The 14,779-nt window shown below is 68.3% G+C and carries 10 protein-coding genes; 4 read left to right on the top strand and 6 right to left on the bottom strand.

Annotated elements, in window-relative coordinates:
• The first annotated feature begins 43 nt into the window (after positions 1 to 43).
• Both NPA30_RS13080 and NPA30_RS13085 read left to right on the top strand, forming a co-directional pair.
• On the top strand, positions 44 to 3,676 hold the full coding sequence (locus NPA30_RS13080; protein ID WP_256803143.1) for a class I SAM-dependent DNA methyltransferase: 3,633 nt from the start codon (positions 44 to 46) through the stop codon (positions 3,674 to 3,676).
• Between the two features lie 12 nt (positions 3,677 to 3,688).
• Positions 3,689 to 4,549, top strand: coding sequence for a restriction endonuclease (locus NPA30_RS13085; protein ID WP_256803144.1), 861 nt, complete (start codon positions 3,689 to 3,691; stop codon positions 4,547 to 4,549).
• A gap of 1,049 nt (positions 4,550 to 5,598) precedes the next feature.
• Here the strand turns inward: NPA30_RS13085 and NPA30_RS13090 are convergent.
• Entirely contained in the window at positions 5,599 to 6,324 is a 726-nt protein-coding gene (locus tag NPA30_RS13090) for an SDR family NAD(P)-dependent oxidoreductase (protein WP_256803145.1), read from the bottom strand.
• 96 nt (positions 6,325 to 6,420) lie between these two features.
• On the opposite strand from NPA30_RS13090, the gene NPA30_RS13095 reads away from it, so the two are divergent.
• Positions 6,421 to 6,813, top strand: coding sequence for a winged helix-turn-helix transcriptional regulator (locus tag NPA30_RS13095; RefSeq protein ID WP_256803146.1), 393 nt, complete (start codon positions 6,421 to 6,423; stop codon positions 6,811 to 6,813).
• Positions 6,814 to 6,961: 148 nt separating this feature from the next.
• Here the strand turns inward: NPA30_RS13095 and NPA30_RS13100 are convergent, their stop codons facing one another.
• Complete coding sequence (locus NPA30_RS13100; RefSeq protein ID WP_256803147.1) at positions 6,962 to 9,025, bottom strand: TRAP transporter permease; 2,064 nt, start codon at positions 9,023 to 9,025, stop codon at positions 6,962 to 6,964.
• Positions 9,026 to 9,116: 91 nt separating this feature from the next.
• Entirely contained in the window at positions 9,117 to 10,097 is a 981-nt protein-coding gene (locus NPA30_RS13105) for a TAXI family TRAP transporter solute-binding subunit (RefSeq protein WP_256803148.1), read from the bottom strand.
• Positions 10,098 to 10,419: 322 nt separating this feature from the next.
• On the opposite strand from NPA30_RS13105, the gene NPA30_RS13110 reads away from it, so the two are divergent.
• Positions 10,420 to 10,707, top strand: coding sequence for a hypothetical protein (locus tag NPA30_RS13110; RefSeq protein ID WP_256803149.1), 288 nt, complete (start codon positions 10,420 to 10,422; stop codon positions 10,705 to 10,707).
• Between the two features lie 18 nt (positions 10,708 to 10,725).
• On the opposite strand, the gene NPA30_RS13115 is transcribed toward NPA30_RS13110, so the two are convergent.
• The 3 genes from NPA30_RS13115 to NPA30_RS13125 all read right to left on the bottom strand — a co-directional run bounded on the left by NPA30_RS13115 (position 10,726) and on the right by NPA30_RS13125 (position 14,746).
• Positions 10,726 to 12,393, bottom strand: coding sequence for an ABC transporter permease (locus tag NPA30_RS13115; RefSeq protein WP_256803150.1), 1,668 nt, complete (start codon positions 12,391 to 12,393; stop codon positions 10,726 to 10,728).
• Positions 12,394 to 12,541: 148 nt separating this feature from the next.
• Complete coding sequence (locus NPA30_RS13120; protein WP_256803151.1) at positions 12,542 to 13,531, bottom strand: ABC transporter substrate-binding protein; 990 nt, start codon at positions 13,529 to 13,531, stop codon at positions 12,542 to 12,544.
• Between the two features lie 138 nt (positions 13,532 to 13,669).
• The gene (locus NPA30_RS13125; RefSeq protein WP_256803152.1) at positions 13,670 to 14,746 is read right to left on the bottom strand and encodes an ABC transporter ATP-binding protein; all 1,077 of its coding nucleotides are present in this window, start codon (positions 14,744 to 14,746) and stop codon (positions 13,670 to 13,672) included.
• Between the last annotated feature and the right edge of the window lie 33 nt (positions 14,747 to 14,779).

Genomic DNA, 14,779 nt, shown 5'->3' on the forward strand with positions numbered 1-14,779 from the left:
ACCTTTCGTTTGCTTACCTCCGGCCCAGTATCGGGGGGGCGGGATGGACGACCGGCAGAGAGGCGAGGGGACCGAGGCGGCGGTCGAGGCGTTCATTGCCATGTGGTCGGCCTCGGGCGGGGCGGAGAACGCCAATGCGCAGGGCTTCATCCGCGACCTCTGCGATCTCTTGCGTGTGCCCCGGCCGGATGCGACGCGCGAGAACGAGGCGCTGAACAGCTACGTCTTCGAGAAGCGCGTCGATCACCGGGTTCGCGGGCTCTCCGTCGCCAACCGCATCGACTGCTACAAGCAGGGCTGCTTCATCCTCGAAGCCAAGCAGTCCTCGACGCAGAGCCGGCGCGGCGTGGCCGATCCGGATCAGGGCGAGCTGATGCCGTCACAGGCCGCCGCCGTGCGCGGCGGCACCGCCAAGCGCGGCACCGCGGCCTGGGACAAGGCGATGCGCTCGGCTTACAACCAGGCCGTCTCCTATGTCGGCGACCTGCCGGCCGGCCACCGCCCGCCGCCCTTCGTCATCCTTGTCGACGTCGGCCACGTCATCGAGCTCTACGCCAACTTCTCCGGCCAGGGCCGCAACTACACCCAGTTTCCCGACCGCCAGTCCTTCCAGATCCGCATGGAGGATCTTCGCGATCCCGCGGTGCGGGCCCGCCTCGCGGCCGTCTGGACCGATCCGCACGCGCTCGATCCGGCGAAGAAGTCGGCCGAGGTCACGCGCGACATCGCCGAGCGCCTGGCGAGGATCGCCCGCAGCCTGGAGAAGCGCCACGACCCGAAGGACGTCGCCGAGTTCCTGATGCGCTGCCTGTTCACGATGTTCGCCGAGGATGTCGGGCTGCTGCCGCAGGACTCCTTCCGCGACCTCCTGGAGAAGATGAAGGAGACGCCCGCCAACTTCGTCCCGGCGCTGGAGTCGCTCTGGACGGTGATGGACACCGGCGGCTATGCCCCGCATCTCAACGCCACGCTGAAGCGCTTCAACGGCGCGCTGTTCAAGACCCGCACCGCCCTGCCGCTGGAGGCGGAGGCGATACACGAGATGTGGGTCGCGGCGCGGCGCACGTGGGAGGACGTCGAGCCGGCGATCTTCGGCACGCTGCTCGAGCGCGCGCTCGACCGGCGCGAGCGCTCCAAGCTCGGCGCGCACTACACGCCGCGCGCCTATGTCGAGCGGCTGGTCGTGCCGACCATCATCGAGCCGCTGCGCGAGGACTGGCGCACCGTCCAGGCCGCGGCCGAGGTCGACCGCGCCGCCGGCCGGAGCGACGCCGCGCTGCAGCGCATCCGCGCCTTCCACCACACGCTCTGCACCTTGCGCATCCTCGATCCCGCCTGCGGCACCGGCAACTTCCTCTACGTCTCGCTGGAGCTGATGAAGCGGCTCGAAGGCGAGGTGCTGGACGCGCTGGAAGGCTTCGGCGAGGAGCAGGCGCGCCTCGCGATGGAAGGCGAGACGGTTTCGCCGCGCCAGTTCTACGGGCTGGAGCTCAATCCCCGCGCGGTGCCGATCGCCGACCTCGTGCTGTGGATCGGCTATCTCAAATGGCAGATCCGCACCGGCGGCGCGGCGTCGATCACCGAGCCGGTTCTGCATGCCTACGGCACCATTCGCCAGCAGGACGCGATCCTCGCCTATGACGCCCGCGAGCTCGCCCGCGACGAGAGCGGCGCGCCGGTCACCGTCTGGGACGGGTTGACGAAGAAGGTCTCCCCCGTCACCGGCCTCGACATCCCCGACGAGAGCGCCCGCCGCGAGACTTTTGTCTACCGCAACCCGCGCGCGGCCGAGTGGCCGCAGGCCGACTTCATCGTCGGCAACCCGCCCTTCATCGGCGGCAAGGACATGCGCGCCGAGCTCGGCGACGGCTATGCGGAAGCCGCCTGGAAGGCGCGGCCGCACATGCCGGGCGGCGCCGACTTCGTCATGCACTTCTGGGACCAGGCGGCGCAGTATCTGCGCGAGGGCTGGAAGCCTTCCGGCAAGGGCAAGCCGCATTTTCCCCGCCGCTTCGGCTTCATCACCACCAACTCGATCACCCAGACCTTTTCCCGCCGGATAATCGAGCGGCATCTCTCGGCCAAGGCCCCGCTCAGCCTCGTCTATGCCGTGCCCGACCACCCCTGGCTGAAGGCCTCGGACAAGGCGGCGGTGCGCATCGCCATGACGGTTGGAAAGCGTGGCGATCAGGAGGGCGTGCTGGCCGAGGTCGTGCGGGAGGAGGGGCTAAACACCGATGCCCCGCTGGTGACGCTGACGGAACGTAAGGGAAAGGTTCTTACTGATCTACACCTCGGAGTTGATTTATCTAAACTGCGCCTTCTAAATAGCAACGAAGCAATCGGCCTAAAGGGGTTTGAGCTAGGAACTCAGGCGCTCCTTATTTCAGCAGATCGGTGTAATGCACTCATCAAATCCAATCATTTGATTTTAAAATATATATTCCCCTATTTGAACGGCAACGATTTGAAGAATGGAAGAATGAACCGATATGTGATCGATACCTATCCCTCTGGATGGGAAGAGCTCAATACGTCGCCAGAATTACAGAATTACCTTCTTACCGAAGTTCGCCACTCACGTAATCCGAACACTGACGCTCACGTGCTGGAGCGTTGGTGGCAGTTTCGACGGACGGGGGCCGCCATACGGGAAGCCGTCTCTGAGCTCGAACGCTTCATCGCTACAACGAGAACCGCCAAGCACCGTTACTTCACCTTCCTCTCAAGCGAAGCAAGAGCCGAGAGCAAGATAGTTATTATCGCGGCTGACGCGGCTGCTATACTGACCCTGCTATCCGCTAGACAGCATATCGCATTTGCTAACCGCTTAGGCGGACGGCAGGGCGTTGGCAACGATCCTGTATATCAGCATACTGACACCTTCGACCCCTTCCCCTTCCCTGCCTTCTCCGACCTTCCGCCCGCGCTCGTTGCAAAACTGTCCGAGCTCGGCGAGCGCCTGGACGCGTTTCGCAAGGCGCGGCTGGCCGAGCATGACGATCTCACCATGACCGGGCTCTACAACGTGCTCGAACGGGTGCGCGAGCTGGAGGGGGGGGCGCCGGTCGAGCCGCTGACGGACAAGGAGCGCTCGATCTACGAGCGCGGCCTCGTCGGCATCCTGAAGGAGATCCACGACGAGATCGACCGCCTGACCTTCACCGCCTATGGCTGGGACGACCTCGCCCCCCGCCTCGTCGGCAAGCCCGGCGCGACGACGCCTTCGCCGCACAAGAGCGAGGACCAGGAGGCGGCCGAGGAGGAGCTGCTGACCCGCCTCGTCGCGCTGAACCAGGAGCGCGCGGCGGAGGAGGCGCGCGGCCTCGTCCGCTGGCTGCGGCCCGACTACCAGATCCCGAAACTCGGCCACAAGGTCGCGCGGCCCGAGGCGGCGACGCAGCTGGAGGTGGAGATCCCGCTCGCGGCGAGCGGCGAGGCGCTGCCGAAGCTGCCCGATGACGTCTTCGACCGCATCAAGGTGGTGCGGGCGCTGCTCGCCCGCGCCCCGTCGCCGATCCTGCCGAAGGACGTCGCCGCCGCCTTCGCCGGCCGGCAGACGGCCAAGAAACTGGAAGGCGTCGCCGCCGTCCTCGCCAATCTCGCCGAGCTCGGCCTCGCCCGCACCGGCGAAGGCCCCGACGGCGCCACCCGCTACTTCGCGCCGAGGGGATGAGAAGAAAGCAGTATGGCAACCAGAGGCGACGTTCCGAAACTGGGCCCGTGCATCGAGGCGACGGTCGAGACATTGAGGATGCTCGGTGGCTCGGCCTCGAACGAGGAGATCCATGATAGCGTCGTCAAGCTTCTCGCCATTCCTGCCGACGTGGCCGAGGTACCGCATTCGAATGGTAGTATGACAGCTTTGGCCTACCGTCTGCATTGGGCCAGGACCTACCTCAAGAAGGTTCAAGCGGTGGACAACAGCCAGCGCGGAGTTTGGACGCTAACGACCATCGGTCGAGCGATGTCGGCTGAAGAGATCGGGGACGTGGTACGCCGCGTACGCGTTGAGGACGCCGCACAGCGGAAGGCGCGGGCGAGCGTCTCCAACGGCGATGTGGACGAAGGCGAAGGGGAAGGCGACGGTGCTGCCTGGTCCGAGCGGCTTCTCGCTGTCCTCAAAATCATGCGGCCCGACGCCTTCGAGCGTCTGTGCCAGCGCGTCCTGCGCGAGGCCGGCTTTGTCAAGGTTGAGGTCACCGGCAAGAGCGGCGACGGCGGCATCGACGGTATCGGCGTTCTGCGCGTCAACCTCGTGTCGTTTCAGATCCTGTTCCAGTGCAAGCGCTGGCAAGGCTCGGTCGGCGCCTCGACGGTGCGCGACTTTCGCGGAGCGATGATCGGGCGGGCCGACAAGGGGCTGATCATCACCACCTCCACCTTCACGCCGGACGCCCGCCGCGAGGCGACACGCGACGGCGCGCCGGTGATCGACCTCGTTGACGGCGACGACCTCTGCCAGCTGCTGAAGGACCTGAAGATCGGCGTCACCACCAAGCTGGTGGAGGAGATCGAGATCGACGAGGCCGTGTTCGCCGCGATCTGAGACAGCACGCCACCGGAGGCGGCCTGTCCGATCCGAGGCCGGCGCTCTCCAGATGTGCGCCGCCTCCGAACGTGCACCAAGCCTCCCTCTGCTTCGTCATCCTCGGCTCACCGGGCTGGAGATCCATGCCTCGGCACATCCCCTGCCGCCGCGGCGCGGGTCGCTGCCTGATCGAAGGGCCATTCCCGATGCGTCGCGGCCTGGATTCCCGCGCTGGCGCGCGAGGATTGCGAAGGGGGCGAGGAGGACCGTCAGGGCCAAGGCGTCGCTCATCTTATCCCCGCCCTCTCGTACTTCGCCTATCCTCCGTTCACCGCCGGCCCCTGAACGGGCGCGATTGATCACCGGGATCTTTCGAGGGTCGGCGGGCGGTGGCCGTGCGGCGCTCCGTCCGGAGGGGCATTGCGCGGTCGGGACGGACCAGGCCTGCCCTCCGTTCTGCGGGGAGGGCGGACAACGTTGCAACGCCGGCTTCGGAGGTCGTTCTCCTCCCGGCGGCGATCCGAAGCCCGGGCCGCAAGGCTCGCGGCGAAGGCCGGGTGAAGCGCGGGACACGAGACCTCGCGCGCGTCTTGGAAAACGCCGCGCGGAACGCCGGAGGCGGACCGAACATAATCAATGTCGGAGGGTCTGCCTCCGGCGTTCCGCCGCCCGTCACTCGGGCGGCCCCCGGGGCCCCGCCAGCGAGCCGCAAGGCGACGCTTAAGGGCGGGGCAAAGAACCGCCCCCGCCAGCGAGCCGTCAGGCGACGCTTAAGGGCGGGGCAGAGGATCCTCCCGCCAGCGAGCTGTCAGGCGAAGCCTAAGGGCGGGGCAGAGAACCACACCTCGGCTCATCGAGCGCGAGAGCGCCGACGCATGTCCGGCGGTCCGCCTGTAGCCCGTGCCAGACGGACCGAGTTTTGCCTCAGGCGGTGACGCCGTGCCGCCGCCTCCTTGCGGCTCGCCTCGCTTGCGCAGAAACACAACCGGTTCCGCGTGATCCTGAAGGGCGCACGCTGCGCCATCCGCATCCGCAGCATGGTCGCGCCTCGCCCGGCATGGCAGAGGTCAGACCTGTGCCATGCCGCCGTCGACCGGCAACTCGACGCCGGTGATGAAGCTCGCCTGATCGCTGGCGAGAAACAGCGCCGCCGCGGCGACTTCATCGGCACGCCCCATGCGGCCGAGCGGGATGAGCTTGGTCAGCGTCTCGCGAACCGCGCCGGACGCCGCCGCCATCATGGCGGTGTCGGTTGGCCCGGGTGCCACGACGTTGACGCGGATGTTGCGGGGCGCGAGTTCGTTGGCCCAGGTCCGCGCGAACGAGCGCACGGCGGCCTTGGTCGCCCCGTAGACGCCATAGCCTTTGGTGCCGATCGCGTCGGCGATCGACCCCACCAGCACGATCGAGCTGCCATCCGGCATCATCGCCGCGGCGGACTTGGCGGCAAACAGCAGCGCGCGCACGTTGAGGCCGAAGGTTCGGTCGAAATGCTCTTCGCTGATGTCGTCGAGGGTCGCGAACTCGGAGATCCCGGCGTTGACGACGAGCACGTCCACCCGTCCCACCTCGCCGCGCACCGCCTCGAAGAAGGCCTCGAGCGCCGTCAGGTCGGACGCGTCGACGCGTCGCGCCCGCAGCTCGCCGGTCCCGCGTTCGACCTCCCTCTCTTCGGCGCGACGACTGGTGGCGTAGACCGTGGCGCCTTCCGCCGCGAACTGCTCGGCGATGGCGCCACCGATGCCGCCATGGCCGCCGACCACGACGGCGATTTTTCCTGCAAGCCTGCTCATACGTCCTCACATCGCTGGTGATGACGTGCAGATATATTCTCTATATCTAAGCGCAAGAACGCACCTGTCGGTGCGTAGATAGCGAGGCGTATATCGATGTCCGACGACGTGCTCGAACTGCCGCTCGATGTTACTGCCACGCGGCCCATCCTCGAACAGATCGCCAACAAGTGGACGGTGCTGATCCTGAGCGTGCTCTGCACGGAACCGGCGCGGTTCAACGACCTCAAGCGCCGCCTCGACGGCATCACCCACAAGGCGTTGTCCGAGGCGTTGAAGCGTCTGGAGCGCAGCGGCCTGATCAGCCGCAAGATCTTGCCGACGCAGCCGATCGGGGTCGAGTACACGATCACCGATCTCGGCTGCTCGCTCCGCGAACCCTTCGCTGCTCTGTACAACTGGTCACTCGCCAATGGCCCTACGTTGGAGAAGGCCCAGCATGCCTATGACGCATCGCGGAAGAACGGAGGGTCCGGAAAGGCGATCTAGCCCGGAGGGCTTGCGGCCCCTTTCGCGGAGGTGCCGACGATGTCTGCGGGAGAAATGTCGCCGCGATCTCGATCTGACGACACCAGGCACGGTCTGCCTTCGTGGTCAGCCGCCTTGAAGGCGGTGCAGAAAATCACGCGGCCGGCGCTCAGGCCGTGACGGGGCCGCCGCCTTCGCCGCGCCCGAGCCCGCCGAACTGGCGGATCGCGACGGGCACCAGGAGCACGACGCCGGCGAGCGTCGAATAGAGCTCCGGCGCGATCAGGAGGACGGCGGCGAGCGTCAGGAGCACGCGCTCCCAGGTCGCGGTGCGCGTCAGGAACCAGCCGGAGAGCGCCGCGCCGAGGCAGGCGATACCCGCCACGCAGCCGGCGAAGGCGAGGATGAAGCTCGTCCAGGTGAAGCAGTCGGTGACGAGCAGCAGCGAGGGCGAGAAGACGAAGACGAAGGGCACCAGCGCCTTGCCGAGCCCGAGCCGGAAGGCGGCGTTGCCGGTCTTGAACGGATCGGCCCCGGCCATGCCGGCCGCCGCATAGGCGGCGAGCGCCACCGGCGGCGTGATATCGGCGAGGACGCCGTAATAGAAGACGAAGAAGTGGGCCACGATCGGCTGCACGCCGAGCAGGCCGAGCGTCGGTGCGGCGATGGTCGCCATGATGATGTAGTTCGCCGTGGTCGGGATGCCGCAGCCCATCAGGATGCAGACGACGCCGGTCATGACGAGGGTGAAGAGCAGCGTCATGGTCTGCGCGGCCATCAGCCAGGCGGGCACGATGGCGCTCGCCACGCTCGACATCTGCGCCGCGGTGGTGGTGACGATGTAGGAGATCTTGAAACCGACGCCGGTCAGCGTCACGACGCCGACGATGATGCCGACGGTGGCCGCGGCCGCGCCGACCGCGAGGGCGTATTTGGCGCCGTCGCGCAGGCAGGCGACGATGTCGGCGACGCTCATGCGCTTCTTCGGGTTGAGGAGGCCGACCGCGATGCAGAGCGTGATGCCCCAGAAGGCGGCGAGATAGGGTGTGTAGCCGGCGAAGAGGACGCCGATCAGGGCGACCAGCGGGATCACCGTCGGCCAGTCGCGCCTGAAGGCCGCCTTGAGGTCCGGCATCTCGTCCGGCCGCAGGCCGCGCAGGCCGCTGCGCTTGGCCTCGAAATGCACCTGCAGGAGCACGCCGAAGAAGTGCATGAAGGCCGGCACCACGGCGGCGAGGATGATCGTCGTGTAGGGCAGGTTGAGGAACTCGATCATCAGGAAGGCCGCGGCCCCCATGATCGGCGGGGTGATCTGGCCGCCGGTCGAGGAGGCGGCCTCGACCGCGCCGGCGAACTCGCGGCGGTAGCCGAGGCGGATCATCGCCGGGATGGTGAGCGAGCCGACGGTCACGGTGTTGGCGACCGAGGAGCCGGAGATCATGCCGAACAGCGCCGAGCCGAAGATCGAGACCTTGGCCGGGCCGCCGGCGAAGCGCCCGGCGACGAAGGCGGCGCAGTCGAGGAAGAGCTGGCCGAGACCGATGCGGGTGGCGAAGACGCCGAACAGCACGAAGTGGAAGACGTAGGTGGCGACGACGCCGAGCGCGATGCCGTAGATGCCCTGCGAGGTCAGATAGAGGTGGTTGACGAGCTGCGCGACGGTCGCGCCCGGGTGGACGAGGATGCCCGGCATCGACGGTCCGTAGAGCGCGTAGAGCATGAACAGGACGGCGATCACCGGCAGCGGCCAGCCCACCGAGCGGCGCGTCGCCTCGAGCAGGATCAGCACCAGCGCGCCGCCGAGCCACACGTCGGCCGTGCTCGGATTGCCGACGCGGAAGGCGAGGTCGTCGAGCGGGATCAGCGGCACGTGCATGACGGCCGCGACCGCCAGCAGCGCGATCAGCCAGTCGTAGAGCGGCACGCCGAGCGGCGCCATGGCGCTCGACCGCTGCGCCGGCGCGTAGCCGCGTGCGGTCAGCGGGAAGACGAGGAAGATCAGCGCCAGCACCATCGAGAGGTGGATGCCGCGGTGCATGGTCTCGCGCAGCAGGCCGAAGCCGGCGGTGTAGTAGTGGAAGATCGACAGCGCCACGAGCAGCCCGCCGACCACCCAGGCCGCGGTCGGCAGCAGCGGACGGAAGCGGATCTCGGCGTCGAAGCGCTCCTCGAGCTCGCGCGCCTTGTCCTCGTCGAGCTCCATCGGCCCGATGCCGTCCGGCTGGGTGGTCATGTCCTTGCGCGTGTCCTGCTGCCGCGACGATGGCCAAACGACCCGGCGGCGCGGCGCCGCCGGGTCGTCGATCGTGGTGAAGCGGGCGGCCTTACTTGAGGACGCCGGCTTCCTTGTAGAAGCGCTCTGCGCCCGGATGCAGCGGGATCCCGAGACTGGTGGTCGCGGTGTCGAGCTGGATCAGCTTGCCCTTGGCATGGCCGGCGTCGAGCGCGGCGCGGGTCGCCTCGTTCCACATCACCTTGGTGATGGCGTAGACGAGGTCGTCCGACTGCTTGGCGCTCGTCACCCACTGGGCGGCCACCGCGATGGTGTCGGTCGCGTCGACGCCCGGATAGGTGTTGGCGGGCACCGTGTCCTTCTTGAAGAAGCCGTAGTCCGTCAGGAGCTTGTCGGCTTCGGGCCCGGAGATCGGCACGAGCTTGATGGCGGTGGAGTTGGCGAGCTCGGAGATCGCGCCGGTCGGGTAGCCGCCGACGAAGAAGTAGGCGTCGAGCGCGCCGTCCTGCAGCCGCTCGCTGGCCGGTCCGGGCTTCATGTACTCCGCCTCGAGGTCGTCGTCCTTCAGGCCGTAGGCGCCGAGGACCAGCCGGGCGTCGACGATCGTGCCGGAGCCGGGCTCGTCGAGCGAGACGCGCTTGCCCTTGAGGTCGGCGACCGAGTTGATGTCGGCGTCCTTGCGGGCGACGAGGTGGATCGTCTCGGGATAGAGCGTCGTGATGAGGCGCAGGTCCTCGACCTTGCCCTTGTCCTGATAGAGACCCGTGCCGGTATAGGCCCAGTAGGCGACGTCGGACTGCGAGAAGCCCGATTCCATCTGGCCGGACTGGATGGCGCTGATGTTGGCGACCGAGCCGTTGGACGCGACGGCGGTGGCGACGAGTCCCGGCACGCCCTTGTCGCCGTTGCCGGAAATGGCGTTCGCGATCAGGCCGCCGATCGGATAGTAGGTGCCGGCCGTGCCGCCGGTGCCGATCCGGAAGAATTGCGGCGCCTGCGCCAGCGCTCCCGCAACCCCGAGCGTGAGAGCGCCGACGACGGCGCTCGCGAGCAGAACTTTGACCCGCTTCATCTGAACCTCCTGCAGACTGACAAGAGGACCACATTGCGCCGGTCGCGGCAGCGCTGTCCATTTCGCTGCGGCGAAATCCGGCCGGAAGATGGCATCGAGCCGGCGCGGGCGGTGCGTTTTCCCCATATCCCTGCGCGCAAAGCGCGCGGAGGGATCCCGTTGGTAAGTCTTGTTGCCTTCGAAAAGCCGAACCGTCGCCTTTACCGTGCGACCACCGCGATCCAAGGCGGCTGACTGATTCCATCGCGGAATACGGCTCGGTTTACAGCGTTTTAACCCTGCTCAGTGAAACTTTGAACGGTTCGAGTTTGGAGATTCGGTCGTGAGGGCAATTCATCTGGACGAGCAGTTGCGCATCCGCTTTCCTGGGCAGGATCCGTCCTTCGCCGCAGGTGTGGAGATCGGTATGCTGGCCACCTTGATGAGCCAGAAGCCGCGGGAGTTCTCCCGTCAGATCAGTGCGGTCAACGTCGATCAGGCGCGTATCGTCGGGCGCAAGCTGGGCTACGCCATCGCCGAGATGGAAGAGGCCTCGCCGGGCGAGATGCGGGTGACCTTCCGCGACACCTCCATCGCCCCGAAGCTGAAGCTGATTCGCTGCACCGGCTGATGCGGAGGCCGCGCGCGCTCACGCTCGCCACGGCACGGTTCCGGCCGGCAGACGGCGGGCGGACATCGAGACGAGCCCCGCGAGCGCCAGCGTCACCGCCACTGTGACCACCGCGAGCGCCGCGGCGGCTGTCGCATTCCCCTCGTAGTTCAGGAAGAACACGACGACGCCGAGCGTCTCGTGGCCGGTCGACCAGAGCAGCGCCGAGACGGTGAGCTCGTTGAAGGCGGTCATGAAGATGAGGAGGGCGCCGGCCCCCGCAAAGGGCGCGGCGGCGGGCAGGACGATCGACCACAGCCGGCGGACCGTCCCGGCGCCGACGATGCGCGCCGCCTCGTCGAGCGCCGGCTCGATCGTCTCGAGCCCCGAGACCACCGGCCGCAGCGCCAGGGTCAAGAAGCGCGCGAGATAGGCCGCGAGCAGAATCCAGAGGGTGTTGTAGAGCGAGACGCCGAGAAGCGGCAGCGGCGGCAGAAAGGCCATGATCACCCCGATCGACAGCGCCATGCCCGGTATGGCGTAGGGCGTGTCGGCGACGAGATCGAGCGCGCGGGCGAAGCGCCGCCGGCGCATCACCGACAGATAGGCGAGCGGCACGGCGAGGCCGGCGCAGACGATCGCGGTGGCGCTGGCGAGGACGAAGCTGTTGAGGAAGGCGCGCCGCGTCGCGTCGTTGCCGACGAGCGCAAAGCGGTAGTTGTCGAGCGTCGCCGTGTCCCAGCCGAGCGGGACGCCGACCGCCGGCGTGAGCGACGTCGCCAGAAGGGCGGCGAGCGGCAGCAGCGAGATCGTGCCGAGCAGCGCCCAGACCGCAAGCTCGGCCGGCCGGCGGGCGCGTCCGAGCCGGAAGGGTTCGAGCCCGGCACCGGATCGGTCGATCGCGACGGCATGGCGGGCGGCGAGCCGGGCACGCACGACCAGGGCGGCGACAGCCAGCAGCACCAGGATCAGGGCGAGTGCCCCGACCTCGCCGAGCACCGACGGGCCGAAGCCGTTCAGCCGCTGGTAGATCAGCGTGGTCAGGACGGTGACCCGTCCGGGAATGCCGAGCAGGGCGGGCACGCCGAAATTGCCGATGGCCGAGACGAAGGCGAGGATCAGCCCCGCGAGGATCGACGACAGCGTCAGCGGCAGGACGACCCGCAGCACGATCGTGACCGGCCTGGCGCCGACCACGCGGGCGGCCTCGACGACGTCGCGCGGCAGCGCGGCGAGCGCAGCGCGCACGGCCAGGAAGACCAGCGTCGAGTTTTCGATGCCCATCACGAAGACGATGCCGCCGAAGGAATAGAGCGGATTGGTCGCGCCGTAGGGCGCAGCGAGACCGAGCGGGGCGAGGATCGGGCTGGACGGTCCGACGAGATCGATCCAGGCGAGCGCGGTGATCTGCGGCGGGATCAGGATCGGCAGCATCAGGACGAAGACCATCGCGGTCTTGCCGCGGATGTCGGTCAGCCTCACGGCAAAGGCCATCGCGGTGCCGATCACCGCCGACAGGAGCGCGGACAGGACGCCGGCCCCGAGCGTGTTCATCAGCGCCCGCTCGGTCGAGCGGCTGGACCACTGGTCGAGGAGGAGGCCGAGCGGCGCGCCGTCGCGTCCGGGGCCGAGCGCCTCCACGAGCAGCCGGCCGAGGGGCCAGAGCGTCAGAACCGCCAGATAGACGGCGACGAGCGCGAGAAGCATCGTCTCGCCGGAGAGGCGCGGTACACGGGCCACAAGCGCATGGCGAAGGCGGCCGGCCGACCCGGCGGATTCATCGGAGACTGTCACTGACGCTGCGCCGTAGGGGGAAGGAGGTCGGAGCGCGGCAGCGCTCCGACCTGCGGGAGTATCAGCCACCGAAGAGTTCGGCGAACTCCTTCTTGTTCGCCTCGTCGTCGCCGAGCATCTTCGTGTAGTCGGCGTCGAGGAACTTCAGCGACGAGACCGCCGGATAGCCCTTGGGCGGGGTCATGTCGGGGAAGATCGGGAAGTAGCCCTGCGCGACCGACTGCTCCTGCGCGGCCTTCGACAGCTGCCAGTCGACGAACGCCTTGGCGGCCGCCTCGTGCTTGGTGCCCTTGAGGATCGCCACCGGCTGGGTGATCACCGAGACGCCTTCGGCCGGAAACACGAAGTCGACCGGCGAGCCCTTCGCCTTGGCGTTCAGCGCCATGTACTCGATGATGATGCCATAGGCCTTTTCGCCGCGGGCCACGGCATCGACGACCGTGCCGTTGCCCTGGCCGGCGACCGCACCGGCGTCGGCGAGCGTCTGGTAGTAGTCCCAGCCGAGCTCGGGCTGCTGCACCACGGTGCCCACATGGATCACCGCGGCGCCGGAATAGAGCGGGCTCGGCATGATCAGCTTGGAGGCGACGTCCGGCGCCGTCAGGTCCTTCCACGACGTCGGCGGCGTCTTCACGAGGTTGGTGTTGTAGATGATGCCGGTGGTGATCAGCTTGGTGCCGAAGAAGGTCCTGTCCGGATCGACGACCGAGGCCGGCAGGTTCTCGACCGGCGCATCCGCATAGGTCATCAGCCGGTCGTCGTTCTTCAGGCGCGTCATGGCGACCGCGTCGGCGATCAGGACGACGTCGGCCTGCGGGCTGCCAGCCTGGAACTCGGCCTGCAGCTTGTTCATCACCTCGGTGGTGCCGGAGCGGAAGAGGTCGACCTTGATCTCCGGGTGATCCTTGTTGAACGCCTCGATGACCGCGGCCATCTGCTCGGTCGGCTGCGAGGTGTAGACGGTCACCGTGTCGGCGCTCTGGGCCGAGGCGGCGCCGGACAGGGCGGTGAGGAGCAGGCCGGCAAGCGCCGACTTCAGAACGGGCATCATGGCTGGATCCCTTGCGAGGAGGGGTGGCGCCGAGGCGCGGTCGACGGACCGGCCGGACGGGCTCGATCCTTCGGCACCGCTAGCAAGCGCGTTTAACAGTTCGGTGACAGACGCGGCCGTCGCGGTTCCGGCGGAGCCTCAACCGCCGTCGCTGGCCGGAACCACCCAGCCGCCGCGCAGGCGCAGGCCGACTGCCGCACCGGGCTCGAGAGCCGCGGTCGCGACGGCCTGAAGAGGCGCATCCGCAAGCCCCTCCACCCGCAGATCGCAGACGAAGCCGTCGCCGCGATAGACGCTGTCGGTCACCACGGCGGTCGGCAGCCGGCTCGCCCGTGCAGCTTCGATCGGGAGGAGTTCGACGTCGGCGGGTCGCAGCGCCAGCAGTCCGGCGCCGGGTTCGGCGAGGCCCGGCACCGCGAGCACCTGGCCGGCGAGCGTGATCCGGCGGGTGCCGTCTGGCTCCACGGCGACAACGTCCACGGGCAGCATCGCCGCGCCGCCGATGAATCCGGCGACCATGGCATTGGCCGGCGCCCGCCAGAGCTCGGTCGGCGAGGCGATCTGCTGCAGCCGGCCGCGGTCGAGCACGGCGATCCGGTCGGCGAGCGCCATCGCCTCGCTCTGGTCGTGGGTGACGTAGACGAAGGTCGTGCCGCTTTCGCGGTGGATGCGGCGGAACTCGCGCTGCATCGCTCCTCGCAGGTGCGCGTCGAGGTTGGCGAGCGGTTCGTCGAGCAGGATCAGCGGCGGCTCGAGCGCCAGGCATCGGGCGAGGGCGACGCGCTGGCGCTGGCCACCCGACAGCTCGGCCGGGCGGCGTGCGCCATAGCCGCCGAGCCCGACCGTCTCGAGCGCGGCGGCGACGCGGCGGCGCCGTTCGGCGGGGGTCAGGCCCTGCACCTTCAGGCCGAAGCCGACATTGCCAGCGACCGACATGTGCGGCCAGAGCGCGTAGGACTGGAACACCATGCCGAGCCCGCGTGCCTCGGGTTCGACGAAGCTGCGATCGTCGCAGACGACCCTCTCGCCGATGCGGATCGCGCCGGCGGTCGGTCGTTCGAGGCCGGCGACGAGGCGCAAGAGCGTGGTCTTGCCGCAGCCGGATGGGCCGAGCAGCGCCAGGAACGCGCCGGGCTGCACGGTGAGCGAGACGTCGTCGACGGCGCGGCCGGCACCGAAGCTCTTGCCGAGGCGGTCGAGGGTGAGGCTGGCCATGCGGATCCGGAGTGAGAGGCGTGCGAGGTGCTT

Source organism: Mangrovibrevibacter kandeliae (assembly GCF_024519155.1).
GTDB lineage: Bacteria > Pseudomonadota > Alphaproteobacteria > Rhizobiales > Rhizobiaceae > Mangrovibrevibacter > Mangrovibrevibacter kandeliae.

What these genes read in the sequence shown, in the direction of transcription:
- NPA30_RS13090 (WP_256803145.1), bottom strand. Translation starts at nt 6,324, where the DNA reads ATGAGCAGGCTTGCAGGAAAAATCGCCGTCGTGGTCGGCGGCCATGGC.
- NPA30_RS13105 (WP_256803148.1), bottom strand. Translation starts at nt 10,097, where the DNA reads ATGAAGCGGGTCAAAGTTCTGCTCGCGAGCGCCGTCGTCGGCGCTCTC.
- NPA30_RS13115 (WP_256803150.1), bottom strand. Translation starts at nt 12,393, where the DNA reads ATGCTTCTCGCGCTCGTCGCCGTCTATCTGGCGGTTCTGACGCTCTGG.
- NPA30_RS13120 (WP_256803151.1), bottom strand. Translation starts at nt 13,531, where the DNA reads ATGATGCCCGTTCTGAAGTCGGCGCTTGCCGGCCTGCTCCTCACCGCC.
- NPA30_RS13100 (WP_256803147.1), bottom strand. Translation starts at nt 9,025, where the DNA reads ATGACCACCCAGCCGGACGGCATCGGGCCGATGGAGCTCGACGAGGAC.
- NPA30_RS13085 (WP_256803144.1), top strand. Translation starts at nt 3,689, where the DNA reads ATGGCAACCAGAGGCGACGTTCCGAAACTGGGCCCGTGCATCGAGGCG.
- NPA30_RS13125 (WP_256803152.1), bottom strand. Translation starts at nt 14,746, where the DNA reads ATGGCCAGCCTCACCCTCGACCGCCTCGGCAAGAGCTTCGGTGCCGGC.
- NPA30_RS13080 (WP_256803143.1), top strand. Translation starts at nt 44, where the DNA reads ATGGACGACCGGCAGAGAGGCGAGGGGACCGAGGCGGCGGTCGAGGCG.
- NPA30_RS13095 (WP_256803146.1), top strand. Translation starts at nt 6,421, where the DNA reads ATGTCCGACGACGTGCTCGAACTGCCGCTCGATGTTACTGCCACGCGG.